This is a genomic window from Pantoea eucrina (assembly GCF_020079945.1).
Classification (GTDB): domain Bacteria; phylum Pseudomonadota; class Gammaproteobacteria; order Enterobacterales; family Enterobacteriaceae; genus Pantoea; species Pantoea eucrina.
Genome location: NZ_CP083450.1, coordinates 267,261 through 290,240 on the forward strand (window position 1 = coordinate 267,261; position 22,980 = coordinate 290,240).

The 22,980-nt window shown below is 53.7% G+C and carries 23 protein-coding genes; 11 read left to right on the top strand and 12 right to left on the bottom strand.

Annotated elements, in window-relative coordinates:
• Nucleotides 1-9: 9 nt before the first annotated feature.
• The 4 genes from copD to LAC65_RS17835 are packed head-to-tail and all read right to left on the bottom strand — an operon-like array spanning nt 10 to nt 4,177.
• Complete coding sequence (gene copD, locus LAC65_RS17820; protein WP_038863463.1) at nt 10-942, bottom strand: copper homeostasis membrane protein CopD; 933 nt, start codon at nt 940-942, stop codon at nt 10-12.
• Between the two features lie 4 nt (nt 943-946).
• Nucleotides 947-1,327 (bottom strand): copper homeostasis periplasmic binding protein CopC, encoded by a 381-nt coding sequence (gene copC, locus LAC65_RS17825; RefSeq protein ID WP_101826986.1) that lies wholly within the window; start codon nt 1,325-1,327, stop codon nt 947-949.
• A 35-nt stretch (nt 1,328-1,362) separates the two neighbouring features.
• Nucleotides 1,363-2,298, bottom strand: a complete 936-nt coding sequence (locus LAC65_RS17830) for a copper resistance protein B (protein ID WP_040113917.1) — start codon at nt 2,296-2,298, stop codon at nt 1,363-1,365.
• 34 nt (nt 2,299-2,332) lie between these two features.
• A complete protein-coding gene (locus LAC65_RS17835) occupies nt 2,333-4,177 on the bottom strand; it encodes a copper resistance system multicopper oxidase (RefSeq protein ID WP_192415507.1) in 1,845 nt (614 codons plus the stop codon).
• Nucleotides 4,178-4,480: 303 nt separating this feature from the next.
• Here LAC65_RS17835 and LAC65_RS18310 point away from each other — a divergent pair, with 303 nt between their 5' ends.
• From LAC65_RS18310 to LAC65_RS17855, 4 genes are all read left to right on the top strand, one after another.
• Nucleotides 4,481-4,699, top strand: a complete 219-nt coding sequence (locus tag LAC65_RS18310; RefSeq protein WP_420852420.1) for a hypothetical protein — start codon at nt 4,481-4,483, stop codon at nt 4,697-4,699.
• Between the two features lie 291 nt (nt 4,700-4,990).
• Nucleotides 4,991-5,317, top strand: coding sequence for a four-helix bundle copper-binding protein (locus LAC65_RS17845; protein WP_033755879.1), 327 nt, complete (start codon nt 4,991-4,993; stop codon nt 5,315-5,317).
• A gap of 367 nt (nt 5,318-5,684) precedes the next feature.
• Entirely contained in the window at nt 5,685-6,560 is an 876-nt protein-coding gene (locus tag LAC65_RS17850) for a DinB/UmuC family translesion DNA polymerase (RefSeq protein ID WP_052246554.1), read from the top strand.
• Nucleotides 6,560-6,709, top strand: coding sequence for a DUF4113 domain-containing protein (locus tag LAC65_RS17855; protein ID WP_224144883.1), 150 nt, complete (start codon nt 6,560-6,562; stop codon nt 6,707-6,709). The genes LAC65_RS17850 and LAC65_RS17855 overlap by 1 nt, the downstream gene beginning before the upstream one ends.
• Nucleotides 6,710-6,890: 181 nt before the next feature.
• Here the strand turns inward: LAC65_RS17855 and LAC65_RS17860 are convergent, their stop codons facing one another.
• Nucleotides 6,891-7,289, bottom strand: a complete 399-nt coding sequence (locus tag LAC65_RS17860; protein WP_052246555.1) for a response regulator transcription factor — start codon at nt 7,287-7,289, stop codon at nt 6,891-6,893.
• 537 nt (nt 7,290-7,826) lie between these two features.
• Nucleotides 7,827-8,744, bottom strand: a complete 918-nt coding sequence (locus tag LAC65_RS17865; protein ID WP_040113733.1) for an AraC family transcriptional regulator — start codon at nt 8,742-8,744, stop codon at nt 7,827-7,829.
• A 158-nt stretch (nt 8,745-8,902) separates the two neighbouring features.
• Here LAC65_RS17865 and LAC65_RS17870 point away from each other — a divergent pair, with 158 nt between their 5' ends.
• The gene (locus LAC65_RS17870) at nt 8,903-9,637 is read left to right on the top strand and encodes an SDR family oxidoreductase (RefSeq protein ID WP_040113735.1); all 735 of its coding nucleotides are present in this window, start codon (nt 8,903-8,905) and stop codon (nt 9,635-9,637) included.
• Nucleotides 9,638-9,695: 58 nt separating this feature from the next.
• Here LAC65_RS17870 and corA read toward each other — a convergent pair whose 3' ends face one another.
• From corA to LAC65_RS17885, 3 genes are all read right to left on the bottom strand, one after another.
• Nucleotides 9,696-10,700 (bottom strand): magnesium/cobalt transporter CorA, encoded by a 1,005-nt coding sequence (corA, locus tag LAC65_RS17875; protein WP_052246556.1) that lies wholly within the window; start codon nt 10,698-10,700, stop codon nt 9,696-9,698.
• A 120-nt stretch (nt 10,701-10,820) separates the two neighbouring features.
• Nucleotides 10,821-11,141, bottom strand: coding sequence for an AzlD domain-containing protein (locus LAC65_RS17880; RefSeq protein ID WP_040113737.1), 321 nt, complete (start codon nt 11,139-11,141; stop codon nt 10,821-10,823).
• Nucleotides 11,131-11,805, bottom strand: coding sequence for an AzlC family ABC transporter permease (locus LAC65_RS17885; RefSeq protein ID WP_040113744.1), 675 nt, complete (start codon nt 11,803-11,805; stop codon nt 11,131-11,133). Before LAC65_RS17885 ends, LAC65_RS17880 begins: the two co-directional genes overlap by 11 nt.
• Nucleotides 11,806-11,906: 101 nt before the next feature.
• Here LAC65_RS17885 and LAC65_RS17890 point away from each other — a divergent pair, with 101 nt between their 5' ends.
• Nucleotides 11,907-12,455: a helix-turn-helix domain-containing protein gene (locus tag LAC65_RS17890; protein ID WP_040113746.1), complete on the top strand. Its 549-nt coding sequence runs from the start codon at nt 11,907-11,909 to the stop codon at nt 12,453-12,455.
• 97 nt (nt 12,456-12,552) lie between these two features.
• Here the strand turns inward: LAC65_RS17890 and LAC65_RS17895 are convergent, their stop codons facing one another.
• The 3 genes from LAC65_RS17895 to LAC65_RS17905 form a co-directional block, all read right to left on the bottom strand.
• Entirely contained in the window at nt 12,553-13,863 is a 1,311-nt protein-coding gene (locus LAC65_RS17895; RefSeq protein WP_040113748.1) for an MFS transporter, read from the bottom strand.
• Nucleotides 13,864-13,974: 111 nt separating this feature from the next.
• Nucleotides 13,975-14,574 carry a nucleotidyltransferase family protein gene (locus LAC65_RS17900; protein WP_040113750.1) on the bottom strand — a complete coding sequence of 200 codons (600 nt, stop codon included), beginning with the start codon at nt 14,572-14,574 and terminating at the stop codon, nt 13,975-13,977.
• A gap of 54 nt (nt 14,575-14,628) precedes the next feature.
• Nucleotides 14,629-16,005: an aldehyde dehydrogenase family protein gene (locus LAC65_RS17905; protein ID WP_040113752.1), complete on the bottom strand. Its 1,377-nt coding sequence runs from the start codon at nt 16,003-16,005 to the stop codon at nt 14,629-14,631.
• 397 nt (nt 16,006-16,402) lie between these two features.
• Between LAC65_RS17905 and LAC65_RS17910 the strand changes: the two genes are divergently transcribed.
• From LAC65_RS17910 to LAC65_RS17930, 5 genes are all read left to right on the top strand, one after another.
• Nucleotides 16,403-17,338 (top strand): RepB family plasmid replication initiator protein, encoded by a 936-nt coding sequence (locus LAC65_RS17910; RefSeq protein ID WP_040113754.1) that lies wholly within the window; start codon nt 16,403-16,405, stop codon nt 17,336-17,338.
• Nucleotides 17,339-18,369: 1,031 nt separating this feature from the next.
• On the top strand, nt 18,370-19,569 hold the full coding sequence (locus LAC65_RS17915) for an AAA family ATPase (protein ID WP_071668117.1): 1,200 nt from the start codon (nt 18,370-18,372) through the stop codon (nt 19,567-19,569).
• Nucleotides 19,570-19,576: 7 nt separating this feature from the next.
• The gene (locus LAC65_RS17920; RefSeq protein ID WP_040113758.1) at nt 19,577-20,548 is read left to right on the top strand and encodes a ParB family protein; all 972 of its coding nucleotides are present in this window, start codon (nt 19,577-19,579) and stop codon (nt 20,546-20,548) included.
• A gap of 258 nt (nt 20,549-20,806) precedes the next feature.
• On the top strand, nt 20,807-21,913 hold the full coding sequence (locus LAC65_RS17925; protein ID WP_040113760.1) for an ABC transporter substrate-binding protein: 1,107 nt from the start codon (nt 20,807-20,809) through the stop codon (nt 21,911-21,913).
• 242 nt (nt 21,914-22,155) lie between these two features.
• Nucleotides 22,156-22,977 carry a Cof-type HAD-IIB family hydrolase gene (locus tag LAC65_RS17930; RefSeq protein WP_040113762.1) on the top strand — a complete coding sequence of 274 codons (822 nt, stop codon included), beginning with the start codon at nt 22,156-22,158 and terminating at the stop codon, nt 22,975-22,977.
• The last annotated feature ends 3 nt before the right edge of the window (nt 22,978-22,980 follow it).

A 22,980-nucleotide genomic window follows, 5' to 3' on the forward strand; every position in this document is an offset into this window, starting at 1 on the left:
TGAGTGTCGTTACGCCATACCGTTACCGGGCGACAGCGTGCCAAGCCAGGCTACGGTCGCCAGAATCAGGATAGACACGCTGAACTCTGTAATAATACTTTTGCGCATCAACGCAATACCCGTCTTATAGTGGCCCTGACCGAGCGCATTTTCCAGTGCGGGTGCAAGCCGGAAGCGGTTCGCGGCAGCCAGCAACAGCATAACGAAAAACAAGCCTGTCTTGATTAGCAGGAGCAGCCCGTAGTGGCTGCCCGGCAAAGATTTGACCGGGTCTTCCACAATGAAGAAAAAGTTAATGACGGCGGTGATGACAATACTCAGCACAATCACCGTGCCGGCCCGGGAAAAGCCCGTCAGGGCTTCCGCAAGCTGCCGGACGTGGCTGGCCGTCTGCGCCTTTTTGATGCATAACAGAATGGCAAAGGCCGTGAGCGCGCCCACCCATGCACCGGCTGCCGACAGGTGGATGATATCGCTCAGCAGATGCAGATAGTAGCTCATACCGTCGTTCATGGCCGCATGACCGCCCCATGCCAGGGTGGCCAGCGCTGTGCCTCCGGAAAGCGTGAGAACGTAACGCGACAGAACGGCATTGCGCAGGCGCAGGCCCAGTCCGATGAAGGCCAGCACGAGTGCGGCAAGCCGGATAACCCAGCTGAGGCCGACCGCAGTCTCACCGATAACCATCTCTATGATGTGGAGCGTGATTTCACCTGCGTCGGTCACGCCACTCATCGCCTGCGCGACCAGCAGCATATTCGCCAGCGACAGAACAATGCCGACGGATATCAGAATAAAGAAGAACGACCAGACACTGAATAATGACACCGATTTTTTAAGCGTTCCCTTCACGGCATACAGTTCAAATAAAGGCAGCCCAAACAGAACCATAAGGTCAAGGTAAAGGAAAAAGCGGATAACAATAAAAGTCTGATCGTTCATGGCATTATTTCACGCTAAAGCTGACGTTACCCGTGCGCGGGTGTGTATCAGAAGACACCGCACGCCACTCCACCTTGTATGTGCCAGGCACCAGAGGTTTGGCTGGCGTGATCACCATGGTTTTCGGATCGCCACCGGCGGCCACTTTTGCCGCAACCGCCATCGGGGCATGAGAGGACATGCCGGGCATAGCGGTCATGACGAGACGTGCACCAGAAAATTTTGTGACCAGATTCTCAGTAAAGTGCAGCTCCACTTTTGAAGGCGCTGCCACCTGCGCTTTATCAGCAGGGACAGAAGAAGCCAGTTCCGGATGCGCCTGCGCGCCAAAAGCAGCAACAGAGGCGGCAACAGCGATGACGTAGCCAGCATAATTACGTTTCATATTCATACCTGTCTTGTTTGTTAGAATTAACTGCATCAGAACCACACGCGGGCACCGAGAAGAAAGCGCACTTCGTTGTCCTTCTCTCCTTCACGGGTCGCCATATCGGCCGTGTTGCCATAAAGCTGGCTCCACGATACGCCCACATAAGGCGCAAATTCCCGCTTTACTTCGTAACGAAGGCGCAGGGAAAGCTCGGTACCGGACAGTCCTTTCCCGGTTTCACGCACCTCATCATCCTTACCGTAAAAATTGGCTTCAAAAGACGGCTGCAGGATGAGCCGGTTGGTCAGCAGCACGTCATACTCTGCTTCAAACCGGAGCGCGGTGCGTCCCTGCTCACCGGCAAACGCGGTGAGTTCAGTTTCGAGGTTATACAGCGGCATGCCCTGAAAGCCGGCGGCGGCCCATGTCTGGGGCCTGCCGGGCCTGAAGTCCTGCCGCGCACCCGCGACCACGTCCCACCAGGGCGAGACAGCGTGCCCCCAGAGGGCCTGCACCTCTGCCGACTCGGTTTTTCCGTCGCTGGTTTCCCCTTCGCTGCGCAGCCAGAGCCGATCAATATCCCCGCCAGCCCAGCCGCTGACGTCCCAGCTGAATCCCCCGGCCTCATTATTTTTCTGCCACTCAAGCTGATCGGCCAGCAGATACCAGTTCATGCTGCTGTCATGCACTTTATGACCATGCACGTCAGGAAACGCAGCCCGGCGGTCGGCGTCCGTCAGTACCGGAACAGGCGTTCTGCTTTCAGTCGGGGCAGCAGGCTGCATAGACTCCATGCCTTCCATCCCGGACATGGGTTCCATATTGCCCATAGCGGAGTGGTCCATGCCCGACATTGCACCTATGTCATGCTCCTGCATGTTGTGCGCCGCTTCAGCCCGGGCATCAGGGACGGCCGTAAGTGCGCTGCCGGCAATCGCTGCGAAAACCAGCAGCCCGGCCGCCGGGCTGCAAAAGTTATGTTTCATATCACCACGATCAGAAGCTGACATCAGAAGTACCTCACTCATTAACCCGGACCTCACGGAACATGCCTGTTTCCATATGAAAAAGCAGGTGACAGTGGTAAGCCCATCGGCCCAGCGCATCGGCCGTCACACGATAGCTGCGGCGCGTGCCGGGCGGCATATCTATGGTGTGTTTACGCACCAGGAAATTCCCTTCTTCATCCTCAAGGTCGCTCCACATTCCGTGCAAATGAATGGGATGTGTCATCATGGTATCGTTGACCAGGACAATGCGGACGCGCTCGCCATAGCGGAGTGTGACCGGCTCTGCATCGGAAAACTTAATACCATTGAAAGACCAGGCAAATTTTTCCATATGGCCGGTAAGATGCAGTTCTATGGTGCGTGAGGGTTCGCGTCCGTCCGGATCGTCAAAAGTACTTTTCAGGTCAGCGTAGGTCAGAACCCTGCGGCCGTTATTCCTCAGCCCGATACCCGGATCGCTGAGCTTCGACGTGGGCATCATGGCCTGCATGTCAACCAGTGGGTTGTTCGTTTCTGATGCCGGATGCTTCTGCATATCACCCATGCCGGCCATGCTGCCGTGGTCCATGCCGGCCATGCTGCCGTGGTCCATGCCGGCCATGCTGCTGTGATCCATGCCAGCCATACTGCCTGCCGGGGCGCTTTCCACAGCTGAACCATCCATGCTCTGCATGCTACCGCCGTCCATACCCTGCATCTGCCCGTGATCCATACCCCCCATGCTGCCGTGATCCATACCCCCCATTCCCATATCATCCATGGTGAGCCAGGGACGAGGATCGGTGGAAGGAACCGGGGCAGTCATGCCTTCACGAATGGCAAGCGTGCCCCGTGCATAGCCGCTTCTGTCCATGGACTGGGCAAAGATGGTGCAGGCATCCTGGACGGGCTCCACAATGACATCGTAGGTTTCAGCCACGGCAATACGGAACTCATCCACGCTGACGGGGGTGACGTACTGGCCGTCAGCAGCCACCACGGTCATCTTTACGCCGGGAATGCGCACATCGAAGTAGGTCATGGCAGAGCCGTTGATAAAGCGTAGGCGGATTTTTTCGCCTTTACGGAACAACCCGGTCCAGTTTTTACCCGGGCCCTGACCGTTCATGAGATAGGTGTAAGTCGCACCGCTGACGTCTGCAAGGTCAGTCGGATTCATCTTCATTTCCGCCCACATCTTCCGGTCGGCCAGGGTATTTCCCAGTCCCTTATCCCGGGCATCACGGAAAAAGTCACCAGCAGCAGGCTTGGCGAAGTTGTAGTAGTCGGACTGCTTTTTCAGTTTTGCAAGAATGGCAGAGGCATTTTCATCTGACCAGTCGGTCAGCATTACCACGTGTTCCCGGTCATACTTAAATGGCTCGGGCTCAGCGGGATCAATGATAATCGGGCCGTAAACGCCCTCCTGCTCCTGCAGGCCGGAGTGGCTGTGATACCAGTAGGTGCCATTCTGCTTTACGCGAAATGAATAGACGTAAGTATCATCGGGTTCAATACCGTGAAAGCTGAGGCCGGGAACGCCATCCATGTTGGCTGGCAGAATGATGCCATGCCAGTGAATGGAGGTTGTTTCTTTCAGACGGTTTTTAACCCGCAGCGTGACAGTATCACCTTCTTTCCAGCGCAGCAGGGGCCCCGGCAGGCCGCTGTTGATGGTTTTGGCATAACGGATGTTGCCGGTGATATTAAGTGGCGTTTCGGCGATAAACAGGTCGAAATCATTACCGGTAAGCATGTGGGGCTGTACCAGACTTACCGCCGAGAAAGCATTGAACGTCTTCATACCAAGACCGCCAGCAACGCTGGCCGCTGCGATCCCTTTGATAAAATTGCGTCGTGAACTTTTAAGCTGCATGACTGTGCTCCGGCAAAATGCAGATTATCCCGGGAGAAAATCTCTCCACACCAGATGCATCACTAATGCAATCCGGTCAGGAACTTTATTTTTGTTACCGGCAAGCTATCACAACAGGAATCCCGACTTGATTACATTTATGTCATGTTGGAACCTGATGTTTTTGAATTACATTTTTGTCATTTTCGTTCACGGTGTTTTTTTTCGGATACGATGAAAATCACTGAGGCCGGTAAAGTTCCTGTCCGGAATTAACGGCTATTTTTATCCTTTAAACGTAAGGAATTACGAATGAAAAAGATTATGCTTGCCGCCGCTGCGGTCCTTCTGTCCGTTTCAGCCGCTCAGGCTCAGCCAGCCCCCATGGACATGTCCTGCTGCATGAACAAGAAAGCCCCGGCGGCCTCCATGAATGAACATGAGCTGGCGATTCAGGCACATCAGAGCATGAATAACAGCAGTTCTGCCGCACATCAGAACATTATTGAAACGCACCGCAAGATGATGCAGGAAGATAAATAAACGCAGATGACAGCCCGTAGCCTTAGCTGAAAAAACCTGGGCATAAATCATCCGGATTTTGTCATGGTTACTGTTGTTACGGAATGTGTTGTGCGTTAACCCTCATTACACTGAGTTATCTGAACAACTTTGTTTAGGCTGTAATCAGCCAGCCCGTCTGACTGTGACGGGCTTTTTTTAACCCTGTTTTATCCCACTCCTGCTACCGTCTGTATAAAACGCTTTTGCAGCAATCAACATTTTGTTCCATGCTTACCACTTCTTTGCATTTAACGATTACGGGAAGAAATTATGTCTGAACAATACCGCAACTGCATTGAGGCCTGTTATATCTGCGCTGCAACCTGTGACTACTGCGCAACGTCCTGCCTGAAAGAAGAAAATATTGAGATGATGCGCGAATGCATCCGGGCGGACATGCAGTGCGCCAGCATCTGCCGCCTGGCAGCTGAGCTGATGACAATGGACAGTGAATTCGCTGCTCAGATTTGTAAGGTTTGCGCAGAAGCATGCCAGAAATGCGGTGATGAGTGCGCGAAACATGAGCACGAGCACTGTAAGAAATGTGCTGAAGCCTGTTACCGCTGTGCTGAAGAATGCCGGAAAATGGCAGCGTGACAGCAAATGGAAGCTGTCCAGTCGCAGCTTCCGGAAAGTACCGCCTGTCTCATTCCAGCCGGTGATTTTTGATACATACACCCGGCGTCAGGGTGGTAAAAATCACCGTTCTTATCCGGACTGCCCGCTATACAGCCAGAAGGGAAATGCCGCGTCCCTGTTCAGGCTTTTTTAAACTGACATCCCCCTGTATTAAATATCGTAAAAACCCGGGCGTGTTTTTGCAGCCGGTCGGTACATATGCCCTCTGCCTTATCCACAAAAACGGGGGATAAGTCCTGTATAATTAATGTACAAATTTGTAGTGTACATCCTCTCAGAAAGATTTAAGTCTCGTGTTGAATTTCTATTCCACATAAATGGCGATATGTCGGCGCGGATGATGGCAATACTCGATGAGATGGCTGCCGGGCAGGAAGTCTACTCTATCGATGAAAGCTTTCTTGATGTCACGGGCATTAGCAGTTATATGCCGCTGGAGCGCTTTGGTCAGCAGATGCGCGAGCGCGTTCGCCAGGAAACCGGCCTGACCATAGGCGTAGGCTTTGGCCCGACCAAAACGCTGGCCAAGCTGGCGAATCAGGCGGCCAAGCAGTGGACGAAAACAAACGGCGTGGTCGATCTCTCCGATCCCCTGCGCCAGCAAAAATTGCTGCAGCTGACGCGCATTGGCGATATCTGGGGTATTGGCTGGCGAATCGCCCAGCGTCTGGAAGAGATGGGGATCACCACCGGGCTGCATCTGGCAGAAAGTAATACCAGTACGATCCGCAAAAAATTTGATGTGATTGTTGAGCGCATTGCACGCGAGCTGCGCGGCGAATCCTGTCTGGCACTGGAGGATGCGCCGCCGCCAAAACAGCAGATCGTTAATTCACGCTCTTTCGGGCAGCGCATCACGACGCTGGATGATATGCAGCAGGCGGTTATGGCCTATGCGACCCGGGCTGCTGAAAAGCTGCGCCAGCAGGGCTCCCGCTGCCGTCATCTCACCGTCTCTGTGACGACCGGCCGCTATGGCGACGATCCCAGGTACTCTGCTACCGCGCCCGTCAGCTGGCAATATCCAACGGCGGACACGCGTGACATCGTCGCCTTTGCTTTGCAGGGGCTGAACGCTATCTGGCGCGACGGCTTTCGCTATGCCAAAGCGGGCGTAATGCTGAGCGACTTCTGGCAGTCAGGCAGCACGCAGTTTGATATGTTCAGCCAGCAGCAGCCGCGTGCCAAGCGGATGCGCTGATGACCGCTCTCGACGCCATAAACCGTTCAGGGAAAGGCAAAATCGGTTTCGCCAGCCAGACGACAGGAAACCAGGCGTGGCAGATGAAACGCAACATGCTCTCACCCCGCTATACCACTCGCCTGGCCGATATCCCTGTGATCCGATAGCAGGCTGTCGCGCCACCCGCTCCCGCTGCTGAGTGCTAAAAAGGTACTCACCGGATTTAAGCAGCAGAAAACCAGCTAAAGCCGGAGCGCCTCTGACAGTTGTCAGAGGCGCTTTATCTGGCGCAGAACGTTATGCGGAATACAGACCTTACCGACGGGCTGAGCGAGATAACAGAAAGCGTCAGCCCTGCTGCACTGCACGCTGTTCGCTCTCATTCATCGCGCGATGCAGGGTTGCAAGCAGCGGTTCAATGTCGAGCGGCTTGGTAAAAATATCAAACGCTCCCTCCTGAAACGTGCTGCGGCAGACGTCAAGCGTACCATACGCGGTCATAAGAATAACCGGCAGCAGCGGATGACGGGCGCGCTGTTCGGTCAGCCAGTTAAGCCCATCCATGCCGGGCAGCCGCACATCCACCAGCAGACAGCCGCGCAGCGGCAGCGCTTCTGCACTGGCAACGGCGTCGAACGTCGCCAGATCGCCGAAGTCAGCCACCTCGTAATCTACGGTTTTCAGCAGAAATCCCAGCGACTCCCTTACTGACAAATCATCATCCACTAACCACACTTTCGCGCTCATTCCATTACTCCGCCACCGGGAAAATTAACGTTATCTCTGCACCATATCTGGCGCGATTTATCAGCACCCGCTGACCGTTCAGGTACAGCGCCGGGCGCATTTGCAGAAAAACCTGGTACTGACTGGCGAAGACAGATTGCGGCTGCCAGCCTCTATTTCAGAAAAGTTCGTAGCCTGCCTCAGGGTTGTTCTTCCGTTATCGTGCAGCAGAAGCGACATGTTGCCGTAAGGCTGCAGTGCAATAAGAGAGGTCAGCCTGAACGATAAAAAGTGCCTGCAGCATGGCTGACAACAGCCTGCAGCACGGCTGCCGGAAACCTGTCGCGCGCAGCGCAATGCGCTGTTCCTGAGGCGGCAGCGGTGCTTCACTTAAAGATGCGCGATCTTTTCATATCCCTTCCCGGAACGCCATCGGCACAAGTCTGGATAACGCAGCCGCCAATACCACGATTAACTGGGGGATTCGCTTTAAAACATTTAGGCTTCTTTCTGTGGCAGGGGGTGATGCTCAGTCAGCCGTTACCCGCGTGCAGGGTGCTAAAACAGGTCGTATGGTTCGGCTGGCAGCAGCGTAAATGCCCGTTTCATTATGCGCGCCTCCTCTGCCGGACTGCGGCCAAACAGGCGTTTAAATTCGCGGCTGAACTGTGAGTCACTTTCGTAGCCTGTACGCGCAGCTGCCCCGGCTGCGGTCAGGTTCTGCTGGATCAGCATCAGTCGTGCACGATGTAAGCGCAGTGATTTAAGATACTGAATGGGTGAAGTTTGTGTAACGGTTTTAAAGTGCAGATGAAAACGCGGCACGCTCATGCCCGCCTCACGGGCAAGTTGCGTAACGTTTATAGGCTGCTGCCAGTTATCATGGATTTGCTGTAGCGCCCGGGCAATGCGGCCAAAATGGCCCTGATACGCCAGCGCGGCGCGTACAGCGGCACCCTGCTGCCCCATCAGAATGCGAAAGCAGATCTCTTCCACACGGGCCGGCCCCAGTATCCGCGCCTCAAGCGGATCCCGTAATGCCTGAAGCAGTGCCAGCGTACTCTGTAGCAGTGTGCTATCCAGCGGCGTGGAGATAATAGCGGCCGTCGCCCTCTCTTCACCCGCAGGCTTTGCCGGCACCTGCGCGATGAGTTTCGCCAGTACGTTAACGTCAAAACGGATCGCCAGGCCCAGCAGCGGCTCAGCGGACGTCGCTTCAGTCTCCGCTGAGAATGGCAGAGGCACAGATAATACCAGATAGTGTTGCGCGTCATAGCGGTAGACATTATCCGCCAGAAAGGCACGCTTAGCGCCCTGGCAGATAATGATGATGCCCGGCTCATAAAGTACCGGCGTGCGCGCCCACTGCTGATTAGCCCGCATAAATAACACGCTATCCAGCAGGGATTTTGTATATCCCTCCTGCGGTGCCAGCTGGTTAAGCAAAGTGCAAATCTGCTGTTGCACGTCATTCATCACACGTTCTCCCGGATAGTTGAATTCCTGCTTAGTCACAAGGCGCAGCGCGCGGCTCGCTCTGCGAGAGGATCAGGCAAAGATGCGCAGTGAATAGGTCTGTTGACGATTGCGGCATTTTTCAACAATAGCAGGGTACTTCACACGAGGAAAAAAAGATGACTGATGCAAAAGCGAAAGTAATTATTCTGACCGGCGCCAGCAGCGGTATCGGTGAAGCCATCGCCCGCTATCTGGCCAGGCAGGGTCACAGGCTGATCCTTGGTGCACGCCGGGCCACACGTCTGGCATCGTTGTGTGATGAGCTGCAGCAGCAGGGTGCCCGGATAGATTATCTGACGACAGATGTGACGCAGCGCGCTGATACACAGGCATTAGCCCGTCTGGCTATTGAAAAATATGGACGGATTGATGTGATGATTAACAATGCGGGCGTGATGCCGCTCTCTCCGATGGCTTCACTGAAAGTTGAAGAGTGGGACCAGATGCTGGATGTTAATGTGCGCGGCGTGCTTTACGGCATCGCTGCAGTACTGCCCGCAATGCAGCAGCAGCAGGCGGGGCACATTATCAATATCGCGTCAATCGGGGCGCTTACGGTCTCACCCACCGCGGCGGTTTACTGCGCCACTAAATTTGCCGTCCGCGCTATTTCTGAGGGATTACGGCAGGAGTCGTCCGCTCTGCGCGTTACCGTTATCAATCCAGGCGTAGTGGAATCTGAGCTGGCTGACAGCATCACTGACGATGTGGCCCAGGAGGCGATGCGCAGCTTTCGGGCTATCGCCCTTAAACCGGAATCGATAGCGCAGGCGGTCAGCTGGGCTATCGATCAGCCTGGCGAGGTTGACGTCAGTGAAATCACGCTGCGCCCTACTGCCAGCCCGTTTTAAGCCATAAAAATTCTGGCGATTTCAGGCTGAAATTTCAGGCATCGACGCGCGGGCGTCGTTATAACCAGCCCGCGCGCTTCAGCCGCCACCACATAATGCAGCAGATAAGCAGCGTTGATCCCAGCGCCACCGGATAACCAAAATGGCTGTGCAGCTCCGGCATGTCGGAAAAGTTCATGCCATACATACTGAATACAATTGTTGGCACAATCAAAATGGCGCCCCAGCCCGCCAGCTTCTTATTCACTTCACTTTGCTGTACAGAGACCAGTGCGAGGTTGACCTGCATAGCACTGGCCAGCGTTTCACGCATATCCTCTGCATCGATCATGACGTGATGCGCGTGATCCTGCACATCGCGCAGATAGGCGCGCAGATTTTTTGGGATAATATCTTCATGGAAACGAACCAGCTGCGGGCAGATTTCAGTGACCGGCATCGCGGCGTTGCGCAGCGCCAGCAGCTGGCGTCGCAGATGGTAGACCTGCTCCAGCGCGTGGTTATCAAAGCGCGTGGAAAACATCCCATCTTCGAGATTACCGATACGCTCGCTGAGCGTTTGTGTGATTTTACTGTAGTTGTCTACGATAAAATCGAGGATACAGTAGAGTGCATAGCCTGGCCCCTGGGACAGCATGGCGTGATTCTTTTCCGCTTTTTCCCGGATTGCGGCATAGCCTTCCCGCGATCCATGGCGTACCGTAATCAGGAAATTTTTGCCCAGAAAGAAGTGCGTTTCACCAAACGTGATGTGCTGCTGCGCCTGCATATACGCCGTTTTGACCACGATAAATACCGATTCGCCATACTGTTCAATCTTAGGACGCTGATGCGCCAGCAGAGCATCTTCGATCGCCAGCTCGTGCAGCCCGAATTCCTCCTGCAGCTTTTGCATAAAAGCGGGTTCGGGCTGGTATAACCCAAGCCAGACGAACGATTTATCTTCTTTCAGGATATCGCTGATCTCTGCAACATCGACATGCTCTTGCCGCTCGCCATGACGATAGACCACGCAGTTGACGATCTCATCTGCATGATTGTCGGTTCGTTCCTGCTTTTCCATTTTTGCCTCAATCCTGCTCTGGCTTACTCTGTCGCTCTCTGAAGGGATCCGGAAGCGACGCCTTATACTGTTAGGGTAGCAAAAGCCGTGGCAGGCGGATATTGCCAGCCTGAAAAGTCGTTACGGCACGCCCAGATAACGCAGTAATCCCGTCATCGCTGCGGCTCCTGCGATAACCAGAATCAACGGCGTCCGTCGCCATGCCAGAAAAACAGCAAACAGAACGCCTGCTACCCGTGCGATGCCGGCAAAGTGCGTTCCTTCAAACAGTGCGGTTGTGACCGCCACCGCCAGCAACAGGACCGTGGCAGCATCTGACAGCATATTGCGCGTTTTTTCTGACATCGGCAGCCGGCTACCGAGACGGTATCCGGCAAAACGGATAGCGTACGTTCCGACGGCCAGCAGCGCGATACCGGCAATGACCAGACTATTGTCCATCTTTACGCTCCCGCCAGCTCAGCAACCCCAGCAGGGAAAAGAGCACCGGCATTCCTGCCGGTACAAAAGGCGTGACCGCGACAGAGAGTGCGGTCCCGGCCAGCGCCGGAATGCGTGTCCGCCGTTTGCGCAGCGCCGGAAAAATCAGCGCAATCAGGATCGCCGGGAAAACCGCATCCAGCCCGATGGCGGAAACGTCAGGAATAAAGCGGCCAATCATGGCGCCGCCGATAACGGTGAGTGGCCAGACCGCAAAAATACCGAGTCCGCACAGCCAGTAGGCAACCCGGCGCTGCTGCAGCCCCGGTTGCGAGATACCAAATACCACGCTCTCATCGTTCATGATATGGCAGCCAAGGAGGCTGCGGCCTCCCTGCCCCACCAGATCTTTTACCGCAATGCCAAACGGCAGATGGCGCGCATTGACCAGCAACCCGGCGGCGGCGGCAGTGAGCGGGCTTCCGCCACCAGCAACAATGCCGATAAACAGAAATTCCGAAGCGCCTGCCAGCACCAGCGTAGAGAGCGCTATCGGCACCCAGAGCGGAAAACCCTGTGCAGCGGCCAGCGAGCCATAGGAGAGGCCCACAATACCGTCTGCCAGACAAACCAGAACAATCGCTTTTATCACGCCGCGATCAAGCACGTTAATCCCTGCACGCATCACATATTGATCTCATACCGAACAGTAAAGACAGTATAATGAACGTTCAGAAATTGTTTTACAAGATGAACAAACGTTCGATAAAACGAACAGGAGCTGCTGTGACACCACCGATTGATACTATTGCCGCCGGGCTGATCCGCGAGCGGCAGCGTGCCGGACTTTCACTGACTGAAGTGGCTCGCCGTGCGGGTGTGGCAAAATCAACGCTCTCACAACTGGAAGCGGGCAACGGCAATCCCAGTATCGAAACCCTCTGGGCGCTCTGTGTCGCGTTAAATATTCCTTTCGCCCGCCTGCTGGAACCAGAGGTAAAACGTCTGCAGGTTATTCGCAAAGGTGAAGGGATGATTGTGTCGGCTGAACTGGCTGATTATCAGGCGGCTCTGCTCGCCAGCTGCCCGCCAGGCGGGCGACGCGACCTCTATCTGGTGACCAGTCAGCCAGGCGCGCCGCGCGCTTCAAAGCCGCATCCGCCCGGTTCGGTTGAGCACGTTATCATTGCCCGCGGGCGGGCCAGGGTAGGACCCAGCGATGCGCCGGTGGAGCTGAATCCTGGCGATTACATCTGCTATCCCGCTGATGAACCCCACGTGTTTGAAGCACTGGAAGCCGATACCATGGCGGTGCAACTCTCTGAGCAGAACTGATATCGCCTGAGCCTGAATAAACGCGTCCTGCCTGACGTGTACGCAACGTTCACTGTAATCAGTAAAGCGCGCCCGTAACAGGCGCGCTTTATGGCGATCAGCGATTGACCAGTTTTGCCGGCAGTGCCAGCACCAGCAGGCAGCTGAGCAATAAACAGGCAGCAAACAGCCACAGCGCCCCGTCGCTGCTGCCGGTCATATCCAGCGCGATTCCCATAACAGAATTACTGACCAGGCCTGCAATATTGGCAATTGAGCAGGCGAGCGCAAAACCTGCGGCGGCGGCAGTACCGGTCAGAAAGGTTGCGGGCAGGCTGAAGAAAACCGGCACGGCACCAATAATCATCGCCTGCGCAATGGAAAATAGCAGCACGGTTACAGCCACATTACTGCTCCAGAAGGGCGCGCAGGCCATTGCGGCTGCACCGATGATAAAAGGAACAATAATATGCCAGCGGCGTTCGCGCAGCCTGTCTGAGCTGGCTCCAATCAGCAGCATGCCAGCCAGCGCGGCCAGACTTGGGACCGCCGTAAGATAACCAATCGTGGTGAGATCGGTGGAGCCTGCTTTTTTCAGCAGCGTCGGTAACCAGAAGCCCATTGCGTAAGCGCTGAGCAGTATGGAGAAATCGATTCCGCCCAGCATCACTACCCGCAAATTAAGCAGGCCATCCCGCAGCCGGTGTTTCGCTTCAGCAGCTTCGCCCGCATCGCTGCGGAGTTCATCAGCAATGACCTGTTTTTCCTGAACGCTCAGCCAGGATGCCTCTGCCGGGCCATCCGGCAGCATTCGCAGCGTCATCAGCCCCAGCAGAATACTCGGCAGGCCCTCCAGCAGAAACAGCCACTGCCAGCCATGCAGCCCGTGCAGTTTGTCGAAGTGCGTCATGATCCAGCCTGATAGAGGGCCGCCGATGATACTGGAAAGTGGCAAACCCAGCATAAACAGCGCAATAATGCGGCCGCGTCGCCAGGAGGGAAACCAGCGGGTCAGATAAAACAGCACGCCCGGCAGAAACCCTGCTTCTGCCACGCCCAGTAAAAAGCGGATCGTATAGAACTGACCGGGAGTTTTTACCAGCAGGGTAAACGCCGAGAGCACTCCCCAGCTGATCATGATCCGCGCGATCCAGATCCGTGCGCCGGTGCGTTGCAGAAACAGGTTGCTTGGCACTTCAAACAGAATGTAACCCACAAAAAACAGACCCGCACCCAGACCAAACGCCGTTTCGCTTAGCGCTAAGTCGCTTGCCATCTGCAGCTTGGCAAAACCAATATTAATGCGATCCAGGTAGGCTGCCAGATAACACAGGCAGAGAAACGGGATCAGTTTTAACGTTATTTTTCGATAGATGGCGGCACTTTCCCGCCGCGACTGGATTACTGAAGGATCGGCTACTGCGCTCATCACTCTCTCCGCGTACCATGACTCTGAACAGGGACGGTCAACCGGGTAGTGTGTCACCCGTTCGCATAAATATGACCGCGCGAGAGTAGCGGTAATTATCACCCTGCGCCACTACTTCCTGCGGCGGGCGAGCGGCGTGGCGGTAATGGGGAGATCGGCGTCGCGGATCACGCCAGCGTGTCCCTGCAAACGCAGCAGGCGCGCGGTATCAAGCAGCGAGCGGGCGCCGCTGTCCCCTTTTAACTCACTAAGTGCCGGGCCATATTCTGCCGCAAAGCCTACCGGGTGGCCGGGTTTGTTCTGCCAGCAAAAACGGGCCTGGGAGGCCCCTTCGGAGAGTGCGCCGGCGATACGCTGATGATCTTCTGCAGTAACCCATGCCATATCGCCGGGCTGAATCAGCCAGCCAGACCAGTGCGGCACAGCGCGAACGGCAGCGGCAATCGTCTCGCCGCTGCCTGCACTGCTGACACATAGCACCGGTATCGCCTGCGCGGCAGCCAGCGCCCGTATCGCGGTATATTCAGGTCGCGTTACCAGCAGAAGCGGCAGCCCGCTGCGTTGTGCTGCATGCAGCGTCATACCGAGCACAGGATGGGGTGTTCCGGTGCTGTCAGGCAAGAGGGCAAGCAGCTTATTGCCTTTTCCGCCCGCCTGCTGAAAACGTGTTCCCTGCCCTGCTGCAAGGATGATAATGCCCGGACTTTTCATGTTGCTGGCTACCTGAAAATCGTGAGGCGCACAGTATTGCGCGCCTCAGGGCAGTTAGCGACGGTTTTTCCATACTGTCTGGATATTGCAGAACTCGTGTACGCCAAAACTGGAGAGCTCACGGCCATAGCCGCTCTTTTTAACGCCGCCAATCGCGACGCGCGGATCGGATGCGCCGTTGCCGTTGATAAATACCGCTCCTGTTTCCAGCCGCTCTGCCAGCCAGCTGGTCACCGACTCATCGCGGCTCCAGACGGTGGCACTCAGACCGAAATCGCTGTTGTTAGCCAGCGCAAGGGCGTGTTCTGCATTACGCGCCGTAGTGATTGCCGCGACCGGGCCAAATATTTCCTGCTGAAATGCTGTCATCTCCGGCGTCACATCAGCCAGAATGGTAGGGGCATAGTAATTTCCTTCCCCCTCAATTTTATGACCGCCCAGCACCAGACGTGCGCCCTCTTTGAGCGTTTGCTGCACCTGCCCATCCAGTTCATCACGCAGATCGTAGCGTGCCATCGGACCGATAAAGGTCTGCTCATCAAGCGGATCGCCAATTTTTAGTGCGGTTACGGCCTGGCTGAAACGCGCTTCAAACTCGGCGGCGATACTCTCTTCGATGATAAAGCGCTTCGCTGCCATGCAAACCTGTCCGGTATTCTGATAGCGCCCCACAACGGCTGAAGCGACAGCAGCGTCAAGATCTGCGTCGGCCAGTACGATGAAAGGATCGGCACCGCCCAGCTCCAGTACTGTTTTCTTCAGTACCGCACCGGCCTGTGTTGCGATAGCGGCGCCTGCGCGTACGCTCCCGGTGACTGCAACGGCTGCAACGCGTGAATCGCTGATTGCTGCTGAAACGCCGTCGTTATCCGTATTGATAACGGTAAAAGCACCGTGCGGCAGTTCTGTTGCCTCAAACAGTTCAGCCATCAGATAAGCCGATCCCATTACGCTGGGTGCATGTTTTAACAGATAGGTATTGCCGGCAAGCAGCATGCTGACAGCGCCACGCAGCACCTGCCAGTAAGGAAAATTCCACGGCATCACAGCCAGTATGACGCCCAGTGGTCTGAATGACTGCCACGCCTGCTGACCCTCTACCGGAGCTGGTTTATCAGCAATCATGGCCGGGCCATGTTCGGCATACCAGTCACATAAGCTGGCACATTTCAGGACTTCTGCACGTGCCTGGGCAACAGGTTTACCCATTTCCCGTGTTGCCATAGTGGCCAGTTCATCCTGACGCTGACGCAGCTGTTCACCCAGCTGACGCAGTACCTTCACACGCTGTTCAATCGTTGTATTACGCCACAGCTCAGCGGCTTCAGCGCTCTGTGCAAGGGAGCGATCAAGTTCCTCAGCGGTCTGGAGTGGATACGTTGCGAGAATGGCACCCGTTGCAGGATTACGTGAAATTACATGGTCAGTCATCAGAATTCCTCAGTACATGGCTGTTGATCATGCCTGTTACGATACGCCTGATTACTATTGATATAAAATGAATAATATTGATCAAGTTGTTCTCTTATTGAAAGCAATTAAGAGAGAGTGTCTGCCGTGGGATCCTGAGTTATCCACTTATACATAAACCAGATCCTAATAAGAGATCATAAAGAGATCAAAGATAGATCCTAAGAGATCCCCGATCGTCGCAGGCCGCACCACACAAGGCCTCAAAGGGTGATCATGTTCACTATAATCAGTAAAGCATTCACTGTAATCAGTGCTATATTCACTGTACTCTGTGGAATGTTCACTATAATCAGTGCTAATGTTCACTGTAATCAGAAAACGATCCCTTTCATCCACAAAATGAAGATCTCATGCCATGGCAGACAAAGAGAGTAAAAACAAGGCGTTACTGGAACCTTTTCTGTCGGTGACAAAAAACAGTGGCGAAGTTATCCAGCTCCATCCTAACAAGAATAATACTGTCCAGCCTGTGGCACTGATGCGTCTGGGATTGTTTGTTCCCACCCTTAAATCCACTGCTCGCGGCAAATCCGGGGCTATGGCCTCCACTGATGCGACCAAAGAGCTGAAAAACCTCTCGCTGGTAAAAGCGGAAGGGTATGAGAAGATCACCATAACCGGTGCCAGACTGGATATGGATAACGATTTCAAAACCTGGGCAGGGATTATTCAATCCTTCTCCCGTTATCCGACCAAAGGCGACACGGTTACGCTGCCTTTTATCGATTTCGTTAAGATGTGTGGTATTCCGTCAGCGAACTCTTCTGCGGCCCTGCGCAGGCGTCTGGATGCCTCATTACGGCGCATTGCAACCAATACGCTCTCCTTTGAAGGTAACGGCAAGGCTTATCATACTCACCTTGTACAATCTGCCTATTACGATCGGGAAAAAGATCTGGTGCGCATTCAGGCCGATCCGAAGCTGTTTGAGTTATATAACTTTGATCACAAGGTTCTGCTTCAGTTGCGGGCCATTTCGCGCCTGAAACGTAAAGAGTCTGCTCAGGCGCTCTATACCTATCTGGAAAGCCTTCCTGTTAATCCGGCCCCTATCTCGCTGGCGCGACTGCGTATGCGTCTTAACCTGGGATCGAAAACCACCACGCAGAACCATGTGGTGCGGCGTGCTATGGAGCAGCTGAAAGAGATAGGCTATCTCGACTATTCCGAGATTAAGCGTGGACGTTCCGTGTTTTTCATCATCCATAGCAGGACGCCCAAGCTGGATGGTATCGGAAATCTGGAGAGCATCGACGTGCTGGATGAGATCGAGTTTGACGACGAGTCGTGATGTTCACTGTAATCAGCAAAACATCTTTTCCCGCCGCTGTGCCGTATCAGCCGTGCAGCGCTACTCTGCTCCTTAATGTTCCCCATGCAGGCTGGCTGTTCACTGTAATCAGTAACGTTCACTGTAAACAGCAGGCTTCTTTAGCCAGGCTGGGAACAATCAGGCACGGTATGCACCAGACGTGGCATAAATTGATAGTAAGCACTAACATATCTTTTCAGGCAGCTTAATCCCGCTCTGTTTACTGATTACAGTGAACGCCTGCTAACCCTCTGCCCTGCCCTGCCCTGCTGTGACCACTGTATAGAGTACACAGCTGCTGTTCACTGTAATCAGCAGAGGGCCAGATAGCGTTACGACAGCTGAAAGCAATACCTTTTACGGCCCGCTCTATTGCCCAGGCCGCCTGCGGACCTGTCTGCTGATTATAGTGAACGCTGCCAGCGATAAGACGGGCCGTTACTGACTACAGTGAATGTGGCCAGGCTTTACTGCAGTGAGAGCGGGCATCCGCTACTGATTACAGTGAACGTGCTGCGTATAGACGATCCAGGCGCCGGTGATACTAAACGACCGCGTTCTGTGGCTCTCCTGATTACAGTGAACGTTACAGCCAGAGAGAGGCTAATTTGCCGGAGAATGCTGACTACAGTGAATGCTGCCGAAGAGGGTCTCCTCTGTTTTTAACAGCTGACTATTGACTACAGTGAACGTGCAGAGAGATACCGGCCAGAGCCTGCTTCACACAGCGTGTTTGCAGCAGCCTGCAGTGAATCTTTTACTGATTACAGTGAACGCTGCGCCCTCATTTACTGATTACAGTGAATCTTTGGACTTCCGACTTATATCTGAACGCCTGCAACTTTACGTTTGCTGATTACAGTGAACGTTTAGCGGCTACTGATTACAGTGAATGCTGCGGGCAATACATTCTGCAGGCATAATTAAGCATTCCGGTTTACAGGATAAGTAATTGCCTTATGTGCAGGATTTAAGTATAAAGTCATAAATCCTACATGTGTGGAGCAGGTATGGCTAATGATGAGAAGCAGATTCTGAAGGTTGCTCAACGTTCAGAAAGAATGCTGATGAGTCTCACCGAGCAGATTCAGGCGCAAAAAGAAGAACTCAAAGAAAATACGTTTTATCAGGTCTATGCGAAAGCCGCGCTGGCTAAACTGCCAAAACTGACGCGCGCCAGCGTTGATTATGCGGTCAATGAGATGGAAGAAAATGGCTACGTGTTTGATAAACGCGCTGCCGGCAGCTCCACCAAATATGCGATGTCGATTGAAAACATTGTCGATATCTACCATCACCGGGGCGTACCTAAATATCGCGATCGCCACGCGGAAGCCTATACCCTCTTCGTTGGCAATCTGAAAGGTGGCGTCTCCAAAACGGTCTCAACCGTCTCGCTGGCACATGCGCTGCGGGCGCATCCGCATCTGCTGTTTGAAGATTTACGTATTCTGGTCATCGATCTGGATCCGCAATCTTCGGCCACCATGTTTCTGAATCATGAACGTTCAGTGGGTCTGGTAGAAGCCACTGCCGCCCAGGCGATGCTGCAGAATGTCAGCGGCGAAGAGCTGAAAAGCGACTTTATTGTGCCCTCAATCATCCCGGGCGTGGATGTACTGCCCGCTTCAATTGATGATGCGTTTATCGCTTCACGCTGGGAGGAGCTTTGTCATGAACACCTGCCAGGGCAGAACGTGCACGCTGTGCTGTATGAAAACGTTGTGGCAAAGCTCAAAAAAGATTACGACTTCATTTTTATTGATAGCGGCCCGCATCTGGATGCGTTTCTCAAAAATGCGATTGCTGCTTCTGATTTGCTGATGACGCCCGTTCCGCCTGCGCAGGTCGATTTTCATTCGACGCTCAAATACCTTACCCGACTGCCTGAGCTGGTAGAGATTATTGAAGCCTCAGGGGCTGAATGCCGGCTGCAGGGCAATATCGGCTTTATGTCGAAACTCTCCAACAAAGCCGATCATAAGATGTGCCATAGCCTGGCTAAAGAGATTTTCGGTGGCGATATGCTGGACGCGGCGCTGCCGCGGCTTGACGGATTTGAGCGCTGCGGTGAGTCGTTTGATACGGTGATTTCAGCTAACCCTTCTACCTATGTGGGCAGCAGTGAGGCACTGAAAAACGCGCGATCGGCTGCAGAGGATTTTGCCAAAGCCGTATTTGACCGTATTGAATTTATTCGTTTGAACTGAGGTTAAGATGAGCGCAAAACGCATTACTATTGGCCGTACTTTCAGCCAGTCACCTCTGCAAAATGAACACACTGCTGCAGAACATACGCAAACGTTTGTGCTGAATACCGGCAAACGCGCGCTGTTCTCACTTCAGCACGTCTCTGCCCGCGATGTGGAAGCAAAGACTTTTGTCGTGCAGGAGACCAACGGTCGCGATCAGTCTGGCCTGACGCCAGAATCGCTGCGTGACATCATTCGTACAATTAAACTGCAGCAGTTTTTTCCCGCCATCGGGGTAAAGCGCGGTGAGCGCATCGAAGTACTTGATGGCTCCCGCCGTCGCGCTGCCGCGCTGCTCTGCAAAACGGGTCTGAGCATACTGGTGACTGATGAGGATATCTCTGCCGAAGAAGCACGTCGCCTGGCTCAGGATATTCAGACTGCGCGTGAGCATAATTTGCGTGAAGTAGGTCTGCGCCTGCTGGCTCTAAAGCAGAGTGGCCTGTCGCAAAAAGAGATTGCTGAGCAACAGGGACTGTCACAGGCTAAAGTGACACGCGCCTTACAGGCCGCGAGTGTGCCGGCTGAACTGATCATGCTGTTTCCTAACCATGCTGAACTCGCTTATCCGGACTATAAGCTGCTGCTGCAGGCATGTGAAAGGCTTCAGGAGAAGCAACAGAGCATAACCACGCTGGTAGAGACTATCAGCGCGGATATTGATGAGATTGCCTCTGAAGATGGCCTGGCTGAAGATGAAGTGAAGAATGCCATTTTGCGTCTGGTGCGCAATGGCAGTAACGCACTGCTTGAGGCTCCGGGAAAAGAGAAAGTCGTGACGACGTCGCTCTGGGACTTTGCTGACAAAGATCGCTTTGCCCGGAAAAAATCCAAAGGGCGCACCTTTAGTTATGAATTTAATCGCCAGCCTAAAGAGCTACAGGATGAGCTGGATAAGGTCATCAGCAGCACGCTTGCTAAATATCTGGAGCAGTAAACATACCGCCTGCGGGCGGTTTATTTGCTTTCGCCACCCCTTTTTCACGCCTAAGTGATTGTCAGTTATAGATTTGAGCTAAAAATTTCAGCCTGAAATCGCCACTGTTTCAGGCTGTTTTACGTAACAAAAGAGAGCCTTTATCCGGCAGGATGACGCATTCCGTTACAACCGCACCCGCACGGACCCTGCTCCGGCTTTACCAGTTATGATAAATTAGATGATAATAATTACTATTCAGTAACGAACGGAGTTCAAATGAAAGTTATTTGCGGCGTGGCGCTGAGCCTGGGTGTGGCTTTATCAGCGTCAGCCACCACCTATCCACTGACCATCACCGATCTGGATGGACAGCAACATACGTTTTCTAAAGAGCCTCGCCATATTATTTTACAGGATGGGCGTGATGTACTGACGCTGGCTCTGCTCGATCGTGATAATCCTTTTGAACGCATTGTAGCCTGGAATAACCTGCCTAAAAAACAGGATACGCAAACCTGGGAAATGCTGAAAGCACGCTGGCCGCAGGCGGAAAAAATTGTTGATATGGGATTCAACGATCAGGGTCAGGTCAACCTTGAAAGCGTGCTGGCGCAGCAGCCGGATGTGATGATTGCACAGTTACGTGCAAAACCGGCGTTGATCCAGTCTGGTGTGGTCAGGACGCTTGAAAATCTGCACATCCCGGTTGTGTTTGTAGACTATGAACTGCACCCGGCGCAGAACACAGCTAAAAGTGTTTCTCTGCTTGGGCAGATCCTTAACCGCGAAGAGCAGGCCCGGGACTATACAACTTTCTATCAGCAAAAAATGTCCGCTATTACGAATAAAGTCAGCGGCATTGAAAAGAAACCCACAGTGTTTATCGAGCCTATTGCCGGCAACAGCGATAACTGCTGTTTTACGCACAGTCATAACGGCTGGGGCGGACTGGTCGAAGCGGTAGGAGGCAAAAATATCGGTTCTGCACTTTTACCGGGCAACTCAGGTTTTGTTTCGCTGGAAAAAATCATCGCGATGAAGCCTGATGTCTATATCATGACCGGTTCTAAACGGCCTAACAGCAACGTGTTACCGTTTGGCTATGGGGTTAAGCCTCAGGAGGTCACTGCAACCTTCCAGACCCTGACGCGCCGTACCGGCGTGGCACAGATTGAGCCGGTGAAGCAGAACCGGGCTTATGGTATCTATCACCATTTCTACAACCATCCGTGGAATATCATCGGCATGGAAATCCTGGCGAAAGATCTCTATCCGCAGCAGTTTGCCGCACTGAATCCGGTTGCCGATTATCACCAGCTGGTTAAAACCTTCACGCATCTGCCAGATGACGCTATTACCCTGAGCTATCCTGACAATAACTGATTGAGCCGGGCGGCCTTAATGCGCCGCCGGCAACCTTCTTTGCCTGGCATCTTCCGCTGTGCAACTCATCTTATTCACTGTAATCAGTAAACCATACAGATGCTCCGCGTCTGCCAGCGAGAAATCTCTGAAAGCAGTGAACATCGTCACTATTAACATTCTCATTAATCCACGTCGCGAGTAAGCTTATACTCTATAACAGGCCGGACGGGCTGACGGCAGATTCTATATGGGAGAGAGTAATGGCAGTTAAGATGATTGCAGTAGATATGGATGGCACCTTCCTTGATGATAACAAGCACTATAATCAGCAGCGTTTTGCCCGCCAGTACGCACTGCTCAAAGAGAAAGGGATCCGCTTTGTTGTTGCCAGCGGCAATCAGTATTATCAGCTGCAACACTATTTTCCTGATATCAAGGATGAGATCGCGTTTGTTGCTGAAAACGGCGCCTGGGTCTCAGACTGCAATGAGGAACTGTTTTGCGGAGAGCTGGCGCCTGAGCGGGTAGAGCAGATCCTGACTATCCTGGCGAAAGAGCCTGATATCAGCGTCGTGGTCTGCGGCCGCAACAGCGCCTATGTGCACAACTCTATGCCTGAACATGTGGTGAATAAACTCAGCAATCACTATCGCCGGCTGGAAAAGCGCGACGATCTGAGCAGCATCGACGACACCATTTTTAAATTCTCATTAAATCTTGAGCATGAAGGCGTTGAGGCGCTGATGGCGCGGCTGCATCATGAGCTGAGCGCAATTGAGAACATTATGCATCCGGTCTCCAGCGGATTCGGCTTTATTGACCTGATTATTCCTGGCTGTCATAAAGCGCACGGCATTGCCATGCTGCAGCAAAAATGGGGCATTGATGATTGTGAGGTGCTGGCGATTGGCGACAGCGCAAATGATATCGAGATGTTGCGACAGGCTTGCTACAGCTTTGCCATGGATAACGCTGCCCCGTCGGTTGCGGCAGTCGCCCGCTATCGTACGCAGAACAATAACGAAGAGGGCGCACTCAACGTCATTGCGCGCCTGCTGGCCCGGGAAACGCCGTTTAACTAAGTC